General features: G+C 50.2%; 18 protein-coding genes. 15 read left to right on the forward strand and 3 right to left on the reverse strand.

Features of this window, described 5'->3' with window-relative positions; all coding sequences use genetic code 11:
• Positions 1–185 precede the first annotated feature (185 nt).
• Together MRJ96_15765 and MRJ96_15770 are read right to left on the reverse strand one after the other, a co-directional pair.
• A complete protein-coding gene (locus tag MRJ96_15765) occupies positions 186–1991 on the reverse strand; it encodes a hypothetical protein (protein MDR4502901.1) in 1806 nt (601 codons plus the stop codon).
• Positions 1992–2182: 191 nt separating this feature from the next.
• Positions 2183–3130 (reverse strand): MoxR family ATPase, encoded by a 948-nt coding sequence (locus MRJ96_15770; protein ID MDR4502902.1) that lies wholly within the window; start codon positions 3128–3130, stop codon positions 2183–2185.
• Between the two features lie 368 nt (positions 3131–3498).
• Between MRJ96_15770 and MRJ96_15775 the strand changes: the two genes are divergently transcribed.
• The 10 genes from MRJ96_15775 to MRJ96_15820 all read left to right on the forward strand — a co-directional run bounded on the left by MRJ96_15775 (position 3499) and on the right by MRJ96_15820 (position 12822).
• Positions 3499–4092 (forward strand): LysM peptidoglycan-binding domain-containing protein, encoded by a 594-nt coding sequence (locus MRJ96_15775; protein MDR4502903.1) that lies wholly within the window; start codon positions 3499–3501, stop codon positions 4090–4092.
• Positions 4093–4238: 146 nt separating this feature from the next.
• Positions 4239–5735, forward strand: coding sequence for an anthranilate synthase component I (trpE, locus tag MRJ96_15780; protein MDR4502904.1), 1497 nt, complete (start codon positions 4239–4241; stop codon positions 5733–5735).
• A complete protein-coding gene (locus tag MRJ96_15785) occupies positions 5736–6317 on the forward strand; it encodes an aminodeoxychorismate/anthranilate synthase component II (protein ID MDR4502905.1) in 582 nt (193 codons plus the stop codon).
• Between the two features lie 21 nt (positions 6318–6338).
• Positions 6339–7358: an anthranilate phosphoribosyltransferase gene (gene trpD / locus MRJ96_15790; GenBank protein ID MDR4502906.1), complete on the forward strand. Its 1020-nt coding sequence runs from the start codon at positions 6339–6341 to the stop codon at positions 7356–7358.
• Entirely contained in the window at positions 7355–8203 is an 849-nt protein-coding gene (gene trpC / locus MRJ96_15795) for an indole-3-glycerol phosphate synthase TrpC (GenBank protein MDR4502907.1), read from the forward strand. Before trpD ends, trpC begins: the two co-directional genes overlap by 4 nt.
• A 35-nt stretch (positions 8204–8238) precedes the next feature.
• The gene (locus MRJ96_15800; GenBank protein ID MDR4502908.1) at positions 8239–8868 is read left to right on the forward strand and encodes a phosphoribosylanthranilate isomerase; all 630 of its coding nucleotides are present in this window, start codon (positions 8239–8241) and stop codon (positions 8866–8868) included.
• Positions 8869–8976: 108 nt separating this feature from the next.
• Positions 8977–10170, forward strand: coding sequence for a tryptophan synthase subunit beta (gene trpB / locus MRJ96_15805; protein ID MDR4502909.1), 1194 nt, complete (start codon positions 8977–8979; stop codon positions 10168–10170).
• Positions 10171–10201: 31 nt separating this feature from the next.
• Complete coding sequence (trpA, locus tag MRJ96_15810; protein ID MDR4502910.1) at positions 10202–11008, forward strand: tryptophan synthase subunit alpha; 807 nt, start codon at positions 10202–10204, stop codon at positions 11006–11008.
• A gap of 277 nt (positions 11009–11285) precedes the next feature.
• Positions 11286–11486, forward strand: coding sequence for a hypothetical protein (locus tag MRJ96_15815; GenBank protein ID MDR4502911.1), 201 nt, complete (start codon positions 11286–11288; stop codon positions 11484–11486).
• Between the two features lie 931 nt (positions 11487–12417).
• On the forward strand, positions 12418–12822 hold the full coding sequence (locus MRJ96_15820; GenBank protein ID MDR4502912.1) for a hypothetical protein: 405 nt from the start codon (positions 12418–12420) through the stop codon (positions 12820–12822).
• Here MRJ96_15820 and MRJ96_15825 read toward each other — a convergent pair.
• Positions 12819–13304 carry a YchJ family protein gene (locus MRJ96_15825; protein MDR4502913.1) on the reverse strand — a complete coding sequence of 162 codons (486 nt, stop codon included), beginning with the start codon at positions 13302–13304 and terminating at the stop codon, positions 12819–12821. The two genes, MRJ96_15820 and MRJ96_15825, sit on opposite strands and share 4 nt — an antisense overlap.
• A gap of 355 nt (positions 13305–13659) precedes the next feature.
• On the opposite strand from MRJ96_15825, the gene MRJ96_15830 reads away from it, so the two are divergent.
• The 5 genes from MRJ96_15830 (at position 13660) to MRJ96_15850 (ending at position 17128) form a co-directional block, all read left to right on the forward strand.
• Complete coding sequence (locus tag MRJ96_15830; GenBank protein ID MDR4502914.1) at positions 13660–15237, forward strand: NFACT family protein; 1578 nt, start codon at positions 13660–13662, stop codon at positions 15235–15237.
• Between the two features lie 94 nt (positions 15238–15331).
• Positions 15332–15496 (forward strand): type II toxin-antitoxin system HicA family toxin, encoded by a 165-nt coding sequence (locus MRJ96_15835; protein MDR4502915.1) that lies wholly within the window; start codon positions 15332–15334, stop codon positions 15494–15496.
• A 27-nt stretch (positions 15497–15523) separates the two neighbouring features.
• Entirely contained in the window at positions 15524–15907 is a 384-nt protein-coding gene (locus MRJ96_15840) for a type II toxin-antitoxin system HicB family antitoxin (protein ID MDR4502916.1), read from the forward strand.
• A gap of 571 nt (positions 15908–16478) precedes the next feature.
• Complete coding sequence (locus tag MRJ96_15845; protein MDR4502917.1) at positions 16479–16736, forward strand: hypothetical protein; 258 nt, start codon at positions 16479–16481, stop codon at positions 16734–16736.
• Positions 16737–16738: 2 nt separating this feature from the next.
• Positions 16739–17128, forward strand: a complete 390-nt coding sequence (locus MRJ96_15850; protein ID MDR4502918.1) for a type II toxin-antitoxin system RelE/ParE family toxin — start codon at positions 16739–16741, stop codon at positions 17126–17128.
• Positions 17129–17254: the final 126 nt, after the last annotated feature.

The raw sequence follows: 17254 nt of genomic DNA on the forward strand, positions 1-17254 counted from the left end.
ATTAATTTACATGGCTGGCAATTTTGCATCAGCCCAGTAACTGAAGTAGTTTTCTGAATCCACAATCATGCGCCGAATGATACTTCGGTCTGAAGATGATATCGGATATGTCACCTTCTGCCGGAACCTAGATATTGATTCCATATGGCAAGGTATCAGACCTTAAAAAGGTTGTCGTATCGTCGTCAGTCACGAATGAACTGAGAGGCATAGCTTCGAATCTCGTGTCCATTCAGCACATGAAACTGTCGAAGGCGGTTCACGGTTTGTCCAGAGAACCGGCTGAGTGGGATGGGAATCAACGAACGTCCATACCGTCGCGCAATTTGCCGCCATCGCGCTTTGGGAGGAATAGGAGAGATGAGGGCGACATGGGGCTCCAATGAATGCCGGCAGGCTCCGGCCAGAAGCCGTTCTTCGAGCGACTTGGCGTAATCCAGGTGCGGGTCGGTCCAGATATCGGGGATCGGTCGTGGAGGAAAGAGAAACATCGTCCCCCCGTACTGGGACTGTCCAATTCCCGGCCCCACCATATTTTCCAGGAAAGGCGTCGCGTAAAAACAGAGCGTGGACTCCTCTTCATGTTCGGCATACCAAGTAGCCTGCCATGAAAACCTCTCACGATCTGCCGGCACTTCAAAGAGAAAGACGATGACTTCCAGCGTCCCCCTCGATGGCGGAATTTCTTTGACATAAATTTCAAGGTTACGCGATTTCGAGGTGATGGAATGCCGAAGCGTTTCCCGTAAATCTATCCCATCCCGCATGGAGGTCGTGAATTTTTCGGCTTTGGCCAATTCCGCGCCGATGAGAGATTTAGCTTGCTGACGGACATGAGACGCAAAGGATTCGATCTTGTCATCCTCAGGCGGCCAGGAACATTGACCGTACGGATTCCACTGGAAGACCCAATGGCGTTTTTGTCGTTTGGGGGGAGCCGGTCGTAATGCGAGAGACCGCCATTGCAGAGGCTGCCCGGCTAACCGGTTTTTAGCCTTGGCGACACGCCCATCAGGCAATTGCACTTCGCCCAAGCCCACCATGATGGGAGGATCGTCCCACGGAAGCCTGTCCTTTTCTTGAAACGCATAGTGTTTCGCCGTCTCCAGGAGTCTCAAAGCGAACTCATCCCCCGCCAATTGCTTGGCCGCCAGAACAAGCGTGTACAAATCCGGTGTCAGGCGGCGATCCAACAGAGAGAGATTCCTGACGTACTGCAAGTACATTTGCAGGAGTTGCGGCGTGACCCAATTGGACTCTTGGACACGTTCGGCAAGCCAGCTATGCTGCCAGCGCGTCCGCGTTTCCATTAACAGTTCCTTGATCGCATCAATTGACACATGTCTGTCATCCCGGGCTTCGCGCCGACGGGTTTCGTACAACTGAGTCACGAACGGTAACTCGCCAAGGACGAAATACAGGGCTTCTGTCTTGACGGAGAATACTTCCGGCTGTGTGGTTAAGGCTTCGTGGGGTTCGTACGAAGTACGATTCTGATAAGCCATCCTGATCCACGGCCAATCTTCCAGGGGACAGAGACCAAGGATCGATTCAGAGTAGAGTTCTAATTCATGCAGACGAAACGCCATCCAAGCAATGCGATACGCTCGTTGAGTGTCAGGTAAAGGCGCCGGGAGCGATGGCAACATGGCCGCGGCATATGCGGCCAAGGACACCTGCTTGAGCGCGTAGGGATCGGGCATAGGATAGGCGTGCGGCTCAAACAGCTTGACTTCACGGTCGATATACGCACGAGGAATGCCTTCGCTCATCGCGACACGGATACCCATAATGACTGCTTGACACGGATCAATCGGCACGAAGGAATAACTGGGTCGGTCATCCTGTCCGTCTTCCTGGATTAAGACAAGCTGGATATGCGGGAGGCGGGTAATCGCCGTCTCAACCGCCTCTTCTATGGAAGGTGGCAGCGGCACCGCCAGACAATCGATAGGATGCTCAAGCAGGTAGTCTCGAACCTCCTGTGCCACATCGCCACTTCCATTCCGAATGGGCAGAAGTGTCACACGGGATGAGAGTTCGAAAACGACTTTTGTGTGACCTTTGTGGTGTGTCATATCGCAAAGAGAGTCAGTTGCCTCTCGTCGCTCGAATCTCGCAGCCAAAGAGTTTCGGATTCGTGCCTCAACGAGAGATGGATAACGGACGACGAAAGGTCGCCCTATGAGTCCGGATGAAGCGGATTTCCTTCATCAAAAAAGAAATCCCCTAGCCCCCGTGGGGTGGATTCTCCACCAATCGCCCGACTTCGACGTCGCGCCAGCGTATCCAAATCGGCAGCGTCTTGCCCCAGCACCTTAATGAGCGCTTCCTGCCATGCCGCATCTTGAGCCAAAGGGTGCGTTGGATCCTGAGCGACGCGTTTCAATGCGTATTGTACGATGTGGATACCATCCCGGACAGAAAACTCCAGGTCGAGTTCATGGGCTTTTTGAAGAAAATCGACCGTTAGATTCAAGATTTCCGCAGGCGCAAAGGGTAAATGGTATTGGAGAATAGCTAGTTCATGTTCACGGGCGGGAAATTCCACCTTGAGCGTCGGTTGTAGCCGGGACAGTATATAATCGGGAATTTCATAGGTAGAGGCATCTTCATTCATCGTAATACAGCACCGAAAATCATCATGGGCCCTAATCTGGATACCGGCAATGATCGACTCAACGGTTCGTCGATAGTCAAGTAGGGAAGCCAGGGAAGCCCAACTTTTCTCATTCATGCGATTGCCTTCGTCCAACAGACAGATACTTCCGGTCAGCATGGCCGTGACGAGAGGAGAAGCCTGGTAGGAAATCGTCCCCCCTTCGGAAATCACTGGTGATACCAACAGGTCTTCCGGTCTCGTGTCCGCCGTGCATTGAAAGATGTAGAGGGCTTGCTTCTTTTCTTTTGCCGCCGACATGGCCAATGTGGTTTTTCCCACTCCAGGCTGTCCGGTAATGCGTGGAGACAAGGGCAGATCTCTGGGATCGACCACCAGCCAGCAGGCCAGCAGTTGCTGCAACAGTTCGCGGTCTCCGATCCACTCTTGATTCAGCGGCACCGATTGCGCTAACCGGAGCGTCACTTGATCAACAACATGCGTACGAGATGCTCGTGAAGAATCTGTCATCTGCGACACCTGGGCAAAAGTCCTTTCAATAAAGTCTACGTGCCACTACCACCGGATCATCAATTGGCGAATTAGTAGCACACCATTTTTCTTACGGTCAATCGAGTAGAGGCCGCGCTGGGCTGACATGGATTAAGCTACAGAAATGTTTGACATTATACGTAACTCACACTATTCTTTATCATGTATTTGCCCACGAGCAAATTTCAACTATCTTACGAACATAACGAAGAAAATCGCTCGCCCGAAAGGGAAGCGCCCATGACCTTACAATTTATGGAGGACAGTGCATGATGTCGCGACCTAGGATATGTGAAACGAGTTTGCAATCTTACCTACCTGCAACATGGTTAACGATGTCACGGATCATGGGGGTCGTCATTGTAGTCAGTGGATTGATCAGCGGATGCGTAAGCAGTGAAAAGTATGAAGCTGAAAAAGCGCGAGCCCTCAACTTTCAACGACTGCTCGCTCAAGAAGAGAAGCGAACGGGAGAGATTAACGCCAAATATCAAGAAGTCCAACAAGAGCTCACGAACATACAATCACAAAACCGGGACTTGACGTCCGAACTTGACACGATGCGTGATCAATTTACGAACACCCAAGATGAATTAACCCGACTTCGCGATAGTAAAGTCGATGGTGCAAAAGCTGATGATTTAACCCTTTCCGAACCATCCATTTCTGAGTTTGGTTTAGAAGACATCGAATTTAAAGACTCTGATTTTGCCGATATCAGCGCGGACCTCAGTGGAGATTTAGGTGCAGACCTTGGGGAAGAACCGCTCTCTCCATCCGTTATGGATAGCGGAAACAAGTCCCATACGGTGGCCAAGGGAGAAACCCTCTTCAGTATCTCCCGGCAATATGGTATCTCCGTGAATAATTTAAAGTCCTGGAATAATCTCCCCAGCAATTTGATTAAACCTGGCCAGAAATTAGTCGTCAGTCGCCCATAAAGCATCATCAGATCTTCAACCAACCGGCTTCACCTAGGCAAGTTCGGCTGATAACAGGCCGGGCTGTTACCCGGTTATTCGTTTGCCTACCATCCAGCACTGACCTCACATTGATTTTAAAATCAATCGTGTGCTACGGTCAGGCCATGAAAAAACCTTATTATTCAGTAAGTTTTGAGGATTTTTGCGAGCTCGCGCAAAAGGGAAACCTCATCCCGATCTATCGCGAGATTCTGGCAGATTATGAAACGCCCGTCTCCGCATTTTCAAAGATCAACACGGGTCCAACGGCGTATTTATTAGAAAGCATCGAAGGTGGAGAAAATTGGGCACGATACTCCTTTCTCGGAAATCATGCCAAGGCGGTCATTTGGCAGGACGGTGAAGATGTATTGATTCAAGAAGGCAGAAAAGCCCAACGCCTCCCACTCGGCAAAAATCCACTCCAACATATCGAACGTCTCTTACAAGATTACCGTCCCGTGTCTGTACCGGGACTTCCTCGTTTTACTGGAGGCGCCGTCGGATATCTCAGCTATGATATCGTCCGCTACTTCGAACCCATACCCGAATGTCCCAAAGACGATGCCAGGCTCCCGCAGTTGGCATTCCTGCTCACAGACACCCTAGTGATTTTTGATAATGTCGCCCATACGATGAAAGTCGTGGCAAATGCGCACATCACGACTCAAACCAAGACGGCGCTGCGTCAAGCCTATTCCGATACCAAGAAACGAATCGATGAAATGATCGAACGGTTACGGAAACGAGTGCCACGCCCCAAATCCCAGTCCCGCCGATCGCCTCTTCGATTTACGTCCAATATGAGTCGTGAGCATTTCGAAAAGATGGTGATGCGAACCAAGGAGTATATTCAAGCTGGAGATATCGTCCAGGGAGTCATCTCACAACGCTGGACGACCAAGATTCAATCCGACCCGTTTGAAGTGTATCGCGCGCTGCGCGTGCTCAACCCTTCGCCGTACATGTATTATTTGCGTGTCGCGGGCGTCGAACTGGTGGGATCATCGCCTGAAGTCCTCGTTCGCTGCGAAGAAGACCAGATCGTGGTTCGTCCGATCGCCGGAACTCGACCACGCGGCAAAACAGCGGAACAAGATCAGGCCTTTGCCGATGAGCTGCTCGCCGACACCAAGGAAATCGCTGAACATATCATGCTGGTGGATCTGGGCCGCAACGATGTCGGGCGTGTTGCTCGTGCCGGGACAATCGTGGTCGACCCGTTCATGACGATCGAACGCTATTCGCACGTCATGCATATCGTATCGCAAGTGACCGGGCGTCTCAAAGAGAGACAGTCCGTCTATGATGTCATGAAAGCCTGCTTCCCGGCAGGCACCGTCTCCGGCGCGCCAAAAATCCGGGCCATGCAAATCATTGAAGAATTGGAACCCACCCGACGCGGTCCCTATGCCGGAGCTGTCGGCTATTTTAGCTTCTCAGGAAACATGGATACCTGCATCAACATTCGAACCATCGTCATCAAAGATCAGCAGGCCTATATTCAAGCCGGCGCGGGAATCGTGGCTGACTCGGATCCGTCTCGTGAATATGAAGAAACATGCAGTAAGGCAGGAGCGATGATGCGTGGAGTAGAAATGGCGGAGATGGGACTCGAGTAAATGTTGCTCGTCATCGATAATTACGACTCGTTCACGTACAACGTCGTCCAGTACCTGGGTGAACTGGGGGCCGATGTCCACGTGTACCGAAACGATAAAATCACGACAGCGGATATCGAACGCCTGTCGCCAGAGCGTATCTTGATTTCCCCCGGACCCTGTACGCCAAACGAGGCCGGCGTCTCCGTCGACGTGGTTCGCCGGTTTGCTGGACATCTCCCACTCTTGGGAGTGTGCCTGGGACATCAATCCCTGGCCTATGCCTTCGGCGGGGAAATCATCCGAGCCGATCGATTGATGCACGGAAAGACTTCGATGATTCATCATGACGGCAAATCGATTTTTCAAGGGCTGCCCAATCCCTTTGAAGCCACACGCTATCATTCCTTGATTGTGAATCGTCATACGCTGCCAGATTCGTTTGAGGTCTCAGCTGAAACGGCAGAAGGTGAAATCATGGGTATTCGCCACAAAGACACAGAAGCCGAAGGCGTGCAGTTTCACCCCGAGTCCATACTGACGACCTCTGGCATGGATTTATTCAGAAATTTTCTGTCTCTGCCCACGCCAGCGACCCGGTAATCTTCTGATGGACATGCGCACATGATACGAGAGAGCATCGAAAAATTATCCGAGAAGACGAATCTCTCAGAGTCCGAAGCCAAGGACACTATGCTGGAAATCATGCAAGGGGAAGCTTCCGAAGCACAGATTGCGGCCTATTTGATGGGCTTACGATTAAAGGGTGAAACCGTCGATGAAATTCTCGGATCGGTCAAAGCCATGCGGAGTTTAGCCCAGCGAGTGCATGTATCAGATCCGTTGGTGGTCGATACCTGTGGGACGGGAGGCGATAAATCGAACACCTTCAATATATCCACAGCCGCAGCGTTTGTGGTTGCGGGTGGAGGCATGACCGTCGCCAAGCATGGCAATCGCTCCGTTTCGTCGAGGTCAGGCAGCGCCGATGTTTTAAACGCTTTAGGGGTCACCATCGACCTTCCGATCGAACAAATCGAAGACTGCGTAAATGACGTAGGGATCGGATTCCTGTTTGCTCCCCTGTATCATGGCGCCATGCGGCATTGCGCGAAACCACGAGCGGAGATGGGTATTCGGACGATGATGAACGTGCTCGGCCCGTTGTCCAACCCGGCCAATGCCTCCATACAAATCCTGGGTGTGTACCGAAAATCACTCACGGAAAAGCTCGCACAAGTCCTTATCGGATTGGGGACACAACATTGTTTCGTGACCCATGGCCTCGATGGTTTAGATGAAATCACCATCACCGGTCCCACGTACGTGTCGGAAGGCAAAGCCGGTCGAGTTTCCAGCTATACGATCAGCCCGATGGATTTTGATCTGGAGACCGTGAATCTGAAGGAAGTAAGCGGGGGCAGCCCGGAAGACAATGCCAGGATTATTCAGGATGTGTTGCGCGGGAAAAAAGGCCCGAGGCGAGACATCGTGCTCATGAACGCCGCCCCGGCCTTTGTGGCCTGCGGAAAGGTCAAGACCTTACAAGAAGGCTATCTGGCGGCCTCGCAATCTTTAGACAGCGGCGCAGCCTATGAAAAACTGGAAAAGCTCATTCAATACACCAAGCAGCATGCTTCATGATCCTCGATCGTATACTCGAACATAAAAAGGCGGAATTGCGTCATAAACAAAGCCGCGCGTACATCGCGGAACTTAAAGGTCGGATAGCCGATCGGTCAGCCCCACTCGGCTTTGTCGACGCATTGGAACGTGGCGTGACGGATGATTCCCCGGCTCTGATCGCTGAAGTCAAGAAAGCCTCTCCCAGTCAAGGACTCATGCGTCCGGAATTTGAGCATCGCTTTGATCCGGTGGCGATTGCCAAACTCTATGAGCAGGCTGGAGCCTCGGCTCTATCGGTCCTCACCGATCAGGAATACTTTCAAGGGTGCCTAGACTATTTAGCTTCGGTGAAAGACCATATCGGACTCCCTACTCTCAATAAAGAATTCATGCTCGAAGAGATTCAATTCTATGAAGCGCGTGCCTATGGAGCCGATTGCGTGCTCTTGATCGTTTCGGCCTTGGATCGCATCCAATTAGAAGACCTCTTTAGCGTGGCGCAGGGCCTGGAACTGGATGTGCTTATTGAAACCCATGATGAACGCGAACTGGACCTGGTCTTAGAACGACTCCCCTCCGCACGATTCATCGGAATCAATAACCGTGATCTCAAGACGTTTTCCACTGACCTTGGCGTCACTGAACGCCTGGCGAAACGAATTCCCCCAGACAAACTGATCGTGAGTGAAAGTGGTATTCACAAACGTGATGATGTGATCCGAATCAAGGAAGCTGGGGCAAAAGCCATGTTGATCGGCGAGTCATTAATCAGAGCTGATTCGATCAAAGAGAAAGTTCACGCATTACTTCATACACATTCAAAGAATACGACTCCTTCGGAAACCGCCACTCGTTGGGTCTGATCTCACTATTTCCATATAAGGCTGCCCAAACTTCCATGATTCCAAAAATCAAAATCTGCGGCATTACCAATCTGGAGGACGCACAAACCGCCATTCGAGAGGGCGCAGATGCGTTAGGCTTTATTTTTCACTCGCAAAGCCCGCGTTTTGTGGAAGTCAATATGGTCAAGTCCATCGTGAATCAACTCCCGCCATTTATTATTCCCATCGGGGTCTTCGTGAACGAAGGACTGACGATCGTGCGAAACATGATGGATCAATGCGGACTGGCGGTCGCACAACTGCATGGCGACGAGACTCCCTCATACTGTGAAACACTCGGACGCCCAGTACTCAAGGGCATTAGGTTAAAAGACCGCAGTAGCTTTCTCTCCCTTGCCGAGTACAAAGGACGGGCGGGAGTCAGAGGATTTGTGATTGACGCCTTTTCCGAATCCGAATATGGCGGAACGGGTAAAGTGGCAGACTGGAATCTCGCGCAGGAAGCGGCTGAAGTGGCGCCCATTCTCTTGGCCGGAGGTCTGACGCCCGACAATGTGCAGGAAGCCATCAAGAAAGTCCATCCCTACGGGGTGGATGTCAGTAGCGGGGTCGAGGCCAGTCCTGGAAAAAAAGACCGCACCAAGGTCAAGGCCTTTATCCAAGCGGTTCAACTTGTCTCCTGAAGAAGCCCCCCGCTATACTCTTGTTTCCCCGGCGGATTACGCATTGCCAACATACGACGCATGGGTCATGAGATACGTTTTGCATTTTTCTATAGATGAGTTTTCGGCATGGCGATGATTCCTGACTCTCGAGGACGATTCGGTCGGTATGGGGGACAATATGTCCCGGAGACACTCATGCCTGCCATGTTAGAGCTGGAGGCAGCCTATCAGAAGGTCAAACGCGATCGGTCCTTTCAAAAAGAATTTCATGAGTACCTCAAACAATATGTTGGACGCCCGACTCCTCTGTACTTCGCCAAGCGGCTGACCAAAACGCTGGGCGGAGCCAAGATTTACTTAAAACGGGAAGACCTCTGTCACACGGGCGCGCATAAGATCAATAATACGGTGGGACAGATTTTATTGACCCGCCGCATGAAAAAGCATCGGATCATCGCGGAGACTGGCGCCGGCCAACATGGAGTCGCCGTGGCCACAGTCTCGGCGATGTTCGGGCTTGACGCAGAAATCTACATGGGCACCGAAGACATGGAACGTCAAGCGCTCAACGTGTTCCGCATGCGCCTTTTAGGGTCGAAAGTCACGGGTGTCGATGCCGGGAGCCGAACGTTAAAGGATGCCATCAGCGAAGCGATGAGAGACTGGACGACGAACGTCAAGACCACGCATTACCTCTTGGGATCGGTATTGGGCGCACACCCCTACCCAATGATGATTCGCGATTTTCAATCAGTGATCGGTCGAGAGGCCCGGAGGCAAATTTTAGCAGCGGAAGGCCAATTACCGCAGTGCCTGGTGGCCTGCGTCGGTGGAGGCAGTAATAGCATTGGCCTCTTTTATCCATTCATCAAGGACTCCAAGGTCAAAATGATTGGCGTGGAAGCCGGCGGCATGGGACTGGCCAGCGGAAAACATGCCGCTCGTTTTTCCGGTGGCAAACCCGGCGTGCTCCATGGCACGATGACCTACCTGCTCCAAGATCAGCATGGTCAAGTCAATCTCACGCATTCCGTTTCGGCGGGATTGGACTATCCGGCCGTCGGGCCGGAACACAGCATGCATCACGACACAGGACGAATCCACTACACCTCCGCGACCGACGAAGAAGCTCTGGCGGCCTTTGATTTCCTTTCGCGAGAAGAAGGAATTATCCCAGCACTCGAAAGTGCGCATGCAGTCGCCGAGGTGATGAAACTGGCTCCGACGATGAAAAAGAATCAAGTCATCATCATGAATCTTTCCGGCCGCGGCGATAAAGACGTCCAGCAAATCGCCCGTATGCGCGGCATTCCATTATAGTTTGTCTTCGTCTTTTCCAGGATACACCTTCATGAGCAATCGAATTCAGACGGCATTTTCGGCGTTAAACAAGAAAGACGAGAAGGCGCTCATCCCCTATATCATGGCGGGCGATCCTACAATGGCCGTGACGGAAACGCTTGTCTTGGAACTTGAACAAGCAGGCGCCGACCTCATTGAATTGGGTGTGCCTTTTTCTGACCCCATTGCCGATGGACCCGTTATCCAGAAAGCAGCCGAACGAGCGTTACGCTCCGGCACGTCACTCAATTCCATTCTGACTTCAGTCAAATCACTTCGCGCCAAAACGCAAATTCCTCTGATTCTCATGACCTACTACAACACCATCATGGCTATGGGGGAAGAGAAGTTTTGTGCACGGTGCGTCGAGGCTGGAATCGACGGGGTCATCGTTCCTGACATGCCGCCCGAGGAGTCAGACATATTATGCCAGGCGTCTGAGAAATTCGGTGGCCCAACTGTCATTTTTCTTCTAGCTCCGACCAGCACCAAATCGCGCCAAAAGGATGTGATCACTCGGACTCAAGGGTTTATCTATTATGTTTCGTTGACTGGGATCACTGGAGCGCAAATCCGTGATATGCAACACGTTCAAGAGAATGTCCAGAAAATTCAAAAAGCCAGTAAACAACCAGTAGCGGTTGGGTTTGGCATCTCAACGCCGGAACACGTCCAGGAAGTCTCGCGCTTCGCAGATGGTGTCATTATCGGTAGCGCGCTCGTCCGCCATATCGGTACGTATCAAGATCGTCCTGACTCTCTCGAAAAGATTCGACAATTTGTGTCAGAGCTCAAACACAATACTTGTCGTCATTAATTCCTTCCTTCGAGACCTCAGCCTCTCATATCCTGTCTGTTTTATCTCCTGAATTCACTTCCATACATCACTGAAGGCCGTACCGGCTAAATTTGCCTAGTGCTGTACGAATTTTCCTACCAAGAGAATTCATTGATCAATTGCCCGCGTTGGTCCAAGTTGCTGTTTTTTCGAGAGGTTTATGCATTGGTCGCCAAAGATCTCAATCTGAGACTATGGCATAGGTCTTGAAGCACAAAAGATTGTCAAATCGGTCAACCCAGGAAACCACTTCACCATGTATAAAGAAGAGTATTTAGACCCTGAAGATGAAGACAAGGCCGTAGAAATTCGTTTGGACGATGTCGTCTACCGCAATGATGAAAGTCCCGCGGTCGTCCTCTCGATTAAACGCACCTGTTCTCTCAGCGGCGAAACCAAAGTCGGCCACGTGACCTTGGGTCAAGAAAATACCCTACGCCTCTACCTCGAAAATTAAGTCGAGACGTTCATTTCCCTTCCCTTCCTATTTCATCTGCAAATCATTTCCCATGTTCCGTAACATATCGTGTTCCGCCAGAATGTAGAGACCATGTCATATGCCCATTGATCAATCGACTGTAAGTTGAATCAGGTGGCAAGCGTGATCTTCCCCTGTCGAATTTCACTAGCGTCCTAACTCCCCGATGTATCGGCCCAACGGTTGGGTGTACCTGCTCGGAAGGGCAGGAAGCAAAATTTACGGGTAGCTTGTCACGTGCGATTGAGGCTCGAAAAGAACAATGAAAGAGTTCAGGTATCCGGGGCAGTAACGGAATCGGAAGTCTGTTGACGCAAACAGGCTTCACATTGAACACGGCCGAGAATTTCAGAAATATAAAAAACCGTAAAATGCTCAATTCCACATACTTCGCATACTACGGACGCCTGATGTGAAGCCGGTGGAACCCAACGCGCTGGACGGTATTTCATAGAAATCTCACGACTGCGTCTTACAGTCGTCTCTCTTTCAATGCTGGACATTCGAGAGAGAAGTGTGCGTGAAAAAAGTAGGAATGTAGCAAGACAGGCAAGGGAGAAAAACTTTCTTTCTGTATTAACCTTCTTTGGCGAGTCCGCGATCGACTCGTGAATGAAAACATATCGGACACAACTGAAGCCCTAACGCATGTGACGTAAAAAACTCCGTGAGATTGTCCGCCCCGCATTCTGAACACGAAACGGGATAACCTCCGATTGAGTACGGCAGATTCAGTGTAACAGGGCCTTCCATACGTTCGTCTTCACTTTCTAACTCTTCTTTCGGTCATACGCGCCGATTCTTTAAGTTTTTGTCGACCGGCAAAAATGCTACACTCGTCCCGTGATACTTCCTAGCGGGTCATGAGACAAGCCGAGGTCATAACATCCAGACGAGAAAGGAGACTGTCATGTTTGGTCCCATCACCATTCCATTTGGGGTGAAAATGTTGATGAATACGGTGAAGCTGAAACCTGAGATCGCGTTTGATCAGGTAGAAATGGCGTTTGGAGAACTCTGTATGGTGGTCAAAGAAACCTACGGAGGAGACAAAGGCGGATTCATTGCCGGGCAAGTTTTTAAATTTTCTGGGTTTCTCTCAGAGGAAGGGTCTTTGGGGCCAATGCAAGGCACTGACGAGCACTATGCGATCGTGACCTATTGGCGTTCCTTTGAAGAGCATGAACGATCCCATGCCGATGAAGTATTTAAAAAAACATTCTCATCACTCGCCAGCATGTGTTCGGACACGAAAGAACTGGGGTATGAATTGCTTTGGCAGGGAGAGGCCAAACCGTCGCAACCGTCCACCTAGACGCCACAACATTTTTTATATTTTTTCCCGCTTCCACAGGAGCACGGATCGTTTCTGCCGAGTTTTGGTTCTGTCCGTCTGTAAGGTTGCACTGTGGGATCGACAGCATCCGTAAAGAACCATGTGCCCTGACGTTTCGTAAACTGACTCAGCTCATGATGCTGCTGTGGGCCCTCATCCGTTTCATAGGTCGCGGTAAACAGCACGGTTCCCGTCTCATCATGCGCTTGCCCATCTTGAGTGTCCAAGATTTCTAATCCTGTCCATTTCGTGGACTCGGCCCATTCCTGGCTGGCCTTCATGTCGATACCGCTTTTCGTTTCCGGATCGTGGGTGGCCTCGATAAATCCCATGTTGATTTGTGTGTAGGCCGAATAGCGTGCGCGCATTAGCTGCTCGGCAGTTTCCGCCTTTTTGAGTCCATCGATAATGGGTTCGCAGCATTCGTTGAATGGCTTTCCACTTTGACAAGGACACAGCATTGGTTACTCCATAAGAATCATGAGCCAAGTTTCCTGGATCACAACATTCCAATTTATCGCGAACGAGACATACTCTGGCTAAGCCCCGAGCAGAAGCGAAACGATGCGTATTTCCCCACTCTTTATCTTTACGTGAATGATTGGGTATGGTGTGAACATCTCAGGACACAACGTCAGCAAAAGGATCTTTTCGGTTACCCATGTTTGTTACCAGTTTCTTAAATCGAAGACTCTCCTGGGTCTTTCGCCTCCTCATCCTATCATGCCTTTCCACAAGCTGCGCCACAGTACGTGAGCTGAGTGCATCAGTCAACAAGGCCTTCAAGGGACAAACTCTTTCTCACCAGATTCTCTCATGATCATCTCTCTCGCAGAATGTGCTGCAGTCGTTGAAGAACTTCAACGGACACTCACCGATGGGATTATTCAAAAGATCCATCAACCAGATCCGTGTATCCTGACGCTGAACGTCCGCATTCCAGGTGATACGCACTGCCTTTTTATCTCCCTTGAGCGCGGCTATGCACGCATCCACCTGTCCTCACTCAAATTTCAAAACCCTCAAACTCCGTTACAATTTTGTCAATATCTTCGCTCTCACATTGAAGGAGGACGCATAACGAGGATAGCGCAGGAGCCGGATGACCGTATTCTGTACCTCACCATCACGAAATCCTCGATGACCTACACCGTGGTGGTAGCCCTCACCGGAAACCAATCAAATGTTCATGTTCTGAATGAATCCTGGGAAATTTTGCGGTCCTTGAAATCCTCAAAGATAGAAACCGGTCAAGTCTACATGGCGCCACAGCGTTCCGCCAGGCATGTTCCATCCAGTCCCACGACTCTGTCAGATATTTGCGAACAAGAACAACCGACACAAGATAAACAAGGCAAGTCCGCCCCGAATACCTTTGCCAAGCGATTTCCCGTTTCCGCAAAGCTCGAAGAACAACACCAGTTCGCACAAGCATCCGATAAAAGGCTAGCATGGTTTCGAACCCAATCGGCAACGCTTCGAAAAAAACTCAAGCAAGCCGTACGGCGTGAACGGACGCTTGAAGCTGACCTATTGAAAGCTGAAACCTACCGTGAATATCGACGGTACGGAGAGCTGCTAAAAAGCCAGTTGCATGCGATCGAACCACGCCAGACCGTCGTTCAGGTTGTTGATTATTTTGACCCCTCGATGCCCACTCTCTCGCTTCCGCTCAACGCGTTACATGATGCCGTGTGGAATATGGAAGATTACTTTCGGAAATACCGGAAATACCTCTCGGCTCAGGAACATCTTCAGCCCCGATTAGAGCGGACACACGATGAAATTAAAACGGTGAAGGCAGAACTCTCAAAATTAGAACAGGAGGAACTGGAGGTGCTGGTTAACGGACCGCCGTCCGATCATCCAAAAGACGACAACGCGTTTCAGCTTGCTCCAGAACATGCCAAAAAAGAACGACCTCACACAAAGAAGGCAGACCCACAACCGGCACAGGCAATACGAACGCAACACAAGGCCGCTGAAAAGGAAAAGGCTTCGGTACGAGCCAAACCCTATCGCCTATTCGAATCGTTTGACGGCTTGCTGATATTCGTCGGGAAAAGCGCGAAAGACAACGACACACTCACCCTAAAAATCGCCAAACCTGACGATCTGTGGCTTCATGCACGGGGCTGCCCTGGTTCCCATGTGGTCGTCCGGCTTGAGAAAGCCACGGAAGTCCCGCATGAAACATTACGCGATGCGGCCACGTTGGCCCTGTTTTACAGCGACCTCAAGAAAAGTGGAAAGGGCGAAGTGATTTACACCCTTCGCAAATTCGTCAAGAAACCGAAAGGGCTAAAAGCCGGAGCCGTGCATGTCACACGGGAAAAGAGCCTTTGGATCGAAGTCAAAAAAGAACGACTGGACCGATTGAAGGGAGGATGCTGAACCAACCACACTCGCCTACACTACTCCTTCTTGCATCAATGTGTATTCGTGTGCATTTTAAAGCATAGATGACCGCATAAACAGCAACGCTCTCATCAAAGCGCTCAAAAAGAACGGATGGGTTCAGGTTGCCAAGAAAGGCAGTCACAGCCAATTTGCACATCCCAACAAAAAGAGTCGAATAACCCATCCCAAATGCCACATCCCGATCGGAACACTGAAGAGTATTGAAAAACAGAGCGGCCTTGTACTGCGGTAAGCCACTCACAAGGAGAGGAAGAACACAATGGACTATGTTGCGATTATCCACAAGGACGAAGGGAGTCACTACGGAGTCAGCTTTCCTGACTTTCCAGGTTGTGTCATAGCAGGAGGAACCGTCGATGACGCAAAGAATATGGCCGCTGAGGCACTGGCCCTTCATGTTGAAGGGTTGCAAGAAGACGGTATAGCTATTCCCAGACCTTCGAGCCTGGAAGTCATCATGAAATCGCCGGACTTTGCCAACGGAGTGGCGTTTCTCGTGAGCCTTCAACAACCTGACAGAACGGTGCGGGTCAATCTGACGATGACTGAACGCGAATTACCGGCCATTGATGCAGCCGCAGCGGCACAAGGAATGAAACGTTCCACCTATCTAGTGAAAACCGGGCTTCAATCCGCTCACTAAGAGTTCGCCCAACCATTCGCCTGACAGTCGGCTCGGTTACCGTACAAACATTACCCTCGTCAATTTTTTATTGTAGCATGGGGGCTCATTCATCAATGAATGAACACGCTAGTTGAAAACCAAAACTCCTTACAAGCTAATTATTTCGAACACAGGCAGCAAGGCTCCAGACATTGAACCTTACCTAAAGAAAAGTCTCAAAGACATGTTGGAGACCGAGACCAAAGCCGCGGAGAAACCACAAAAATCAGCGCAATTTCTGCTTCTTGGATAAATTATTGGAGCTCCAAGATACGTTATGTCTGTACTCGAAACATTGCCCTCGTCCTGGTTTGAGGAGGACAATGCTTACGAAAACTGTCGAATAAGAATGTAACAACAAAAGACCCGTATTTGAGTGGCCTGAAGGGGGAGACTCTTTTCGCTTTGCCTATCTACCGGCTGTTTTCTACCATCTATAATCACTTTCCTGAGCAATTCTCTGTTGTTCTCACTTCTATATACGACAAATATTGACGATATTCAATGTACGGGTCATAATGAAGAAAATGGAAAAGGAGGCAAAAGGCCAATGAGTAGCAGTCTCAATCTGACATTAACCGATGAACTACGGGCATTCATCGATCGGAACTGTGGCGATGGAACTCTGTATGCCACACCTACAGAATTTATGCGAGATGTCCTGCGAGAAAAAAAACAACGTATGGAAGCAGCTGAACTGCGTGCGGGAATCCTCGAAGGGTACCAAGATGCCATTGCAGGCCGAACCTCGTCATTTTCGGGAGACTTAAAAGCTGATATGGCCAGATTTCGAAAACGTAGGGTGTAGCCGTGTCGGTTGTCATCAAACTTACCGATAGAGCCCACTACGATCTTCAAGAAATCCAAGACTATTCGATCCAACGATGGGGAAAGAGAACCGCCGACCGATATCTTAAAGACATTCAAACCGCCTTATCACTCTTACAGGACCAGCCAGAGTTGCTACGCCACAAGCTTGAAATTTCCCCTCACCTGAAGTTCTATCGAGTTCGAGAACATTTTCTGGTTTGCATTGAAATGAAAAGGGCCATTATCGTTCTGACAATCAAACATGGACAAATGGATTTACCGACGCGTATCAGCGAGCTGGAGCCCACATTAGTTCAGGAAGCGGACTTCCTGCATAATCGACTCTTGGCTGCACAAAGAAAGCCACCAGCATCATCCAGAAAAAAGTAAAACTGACACCTAATAATGAATACGTATGAGAAAACGCCCCTTTTCTCACCATGCGTAAGCTTCATATTCCCCTATAGAGAACAGAACTTGAAGGCTGAGAATAGTTAAAGAATCGTTAGTCCTCAG

Source organism: Nitrospirales bacterium (genome assembly GCA_031315865.1).
GTDB lineage: Bacteria > Nitrospirota > Nitrospiria > Nitrospirales > UBA8639 > JAGQKC01.

Excerpts from the sequence above, each read along its gene's own strand:
- MRJ96_15770 (MDR4502902.1), bottom strand. The coding sequence starts at position 3,130 with ATGACAGATTCTTCACGAGCATCTCGTACGCATGTTGTTGATCAAGTG.
- MRJ96_15775 (MDR4502903.1), top strand. The coding sequence starts at position 3,499 with ATGGGGGTCGTCATTGTAGTCAGTGGATTGATCAGCGGATGCGTAAGC.
- trpE (MDR4502904.1), top strand. The coding sequence starts at position 4,239 with ATGAAAAAACCTTATTATTCAGTAAGTTTTGAGGATTTTTGCGAGCTC.
- MRJ96_15785 (MDR4502905.1), top strand. The coding sequence starts at position 5,736 with ATGTTGCTCGTCATCGATAATTACGACTCGTTCACGTACAACGTCGTC.
- trpD (MDR4502906.1), top strand. The coding sequence starts at position 6,339 with ATGATACGAGAGAGCATCGAAAAATTATCCGAGAAGACGAATCTCTCA.
- trpC (MDR4502907.1), top strand. The coding sequence starts at position 7,355 with ATGATCCTCGATCGTATACTCGAACATAAAAAGGCGGAATTGCGTCAT.
- MRJ96_15800 (MDR4502908.1), top strand. The coding sequence starts at position 8,239 with ATGATTCCAAAAATCAAAATCTGCGGCATTACCAATCTGGAGGACGCA.
- trpB (MDR4502909.1), top strand. The coding sequence starts at position 8,977 with ATGGCGATGATTCCTGACTCTCGAGGACGATTCGGTCGGTATGGGGGA.
- trpA (MDR4502910.1), top strand. The coding sequence starts at position 10,202 with ATGAGCAATCGAATTCAGACGGCATTTTCGGCGTTAAACAAGAAAGAC.
- MRJ96_15815 (MDR4502911.1), top strand. The coding sequence starts at position 11,286 with ATGTATAAAGAAGAGTATTTAGACCCTGAAGATGAAGACAAGGCCGTA.
- MRJ96_15820 (MDR4502912.1), top strand. The coding sequence starts at position 12,418 with ATGTTTGGTCCCATCACCATTCCATTTGGGGTGAAAATGTTGATGAAT.
- MRJ96_15825 (MDR4502913.1), bottom strand. The coding sequence starts at position 13,304 with ATGCTGTGTCCTTGTCAAAGTGGAAAGCCATTCAACGAATGCTGCGAA.
- MRJ96_15830 (MDR4502914.1), top strand. The coding sequence starts at position 13,660 with ATGATCATCTCTCTCGCAGAATGTGCTGCAGTCGTTGAAGAACTTCAA.
- MRJ96_15840 (MDR4502916.1), top strand. The coding sequence starts at position 15,524 with ATGGACTATGTTGCGATTATCCACAAGGACGAAGGGAGTCACTACGGA.
- MRJ96_15845 (MDR4502917.1), top strand. The coding sequence starts at position 16,479 with ATGAGTAGCAGTCTCAATCTGACATTAACCGATGAACTACGGGCATTC.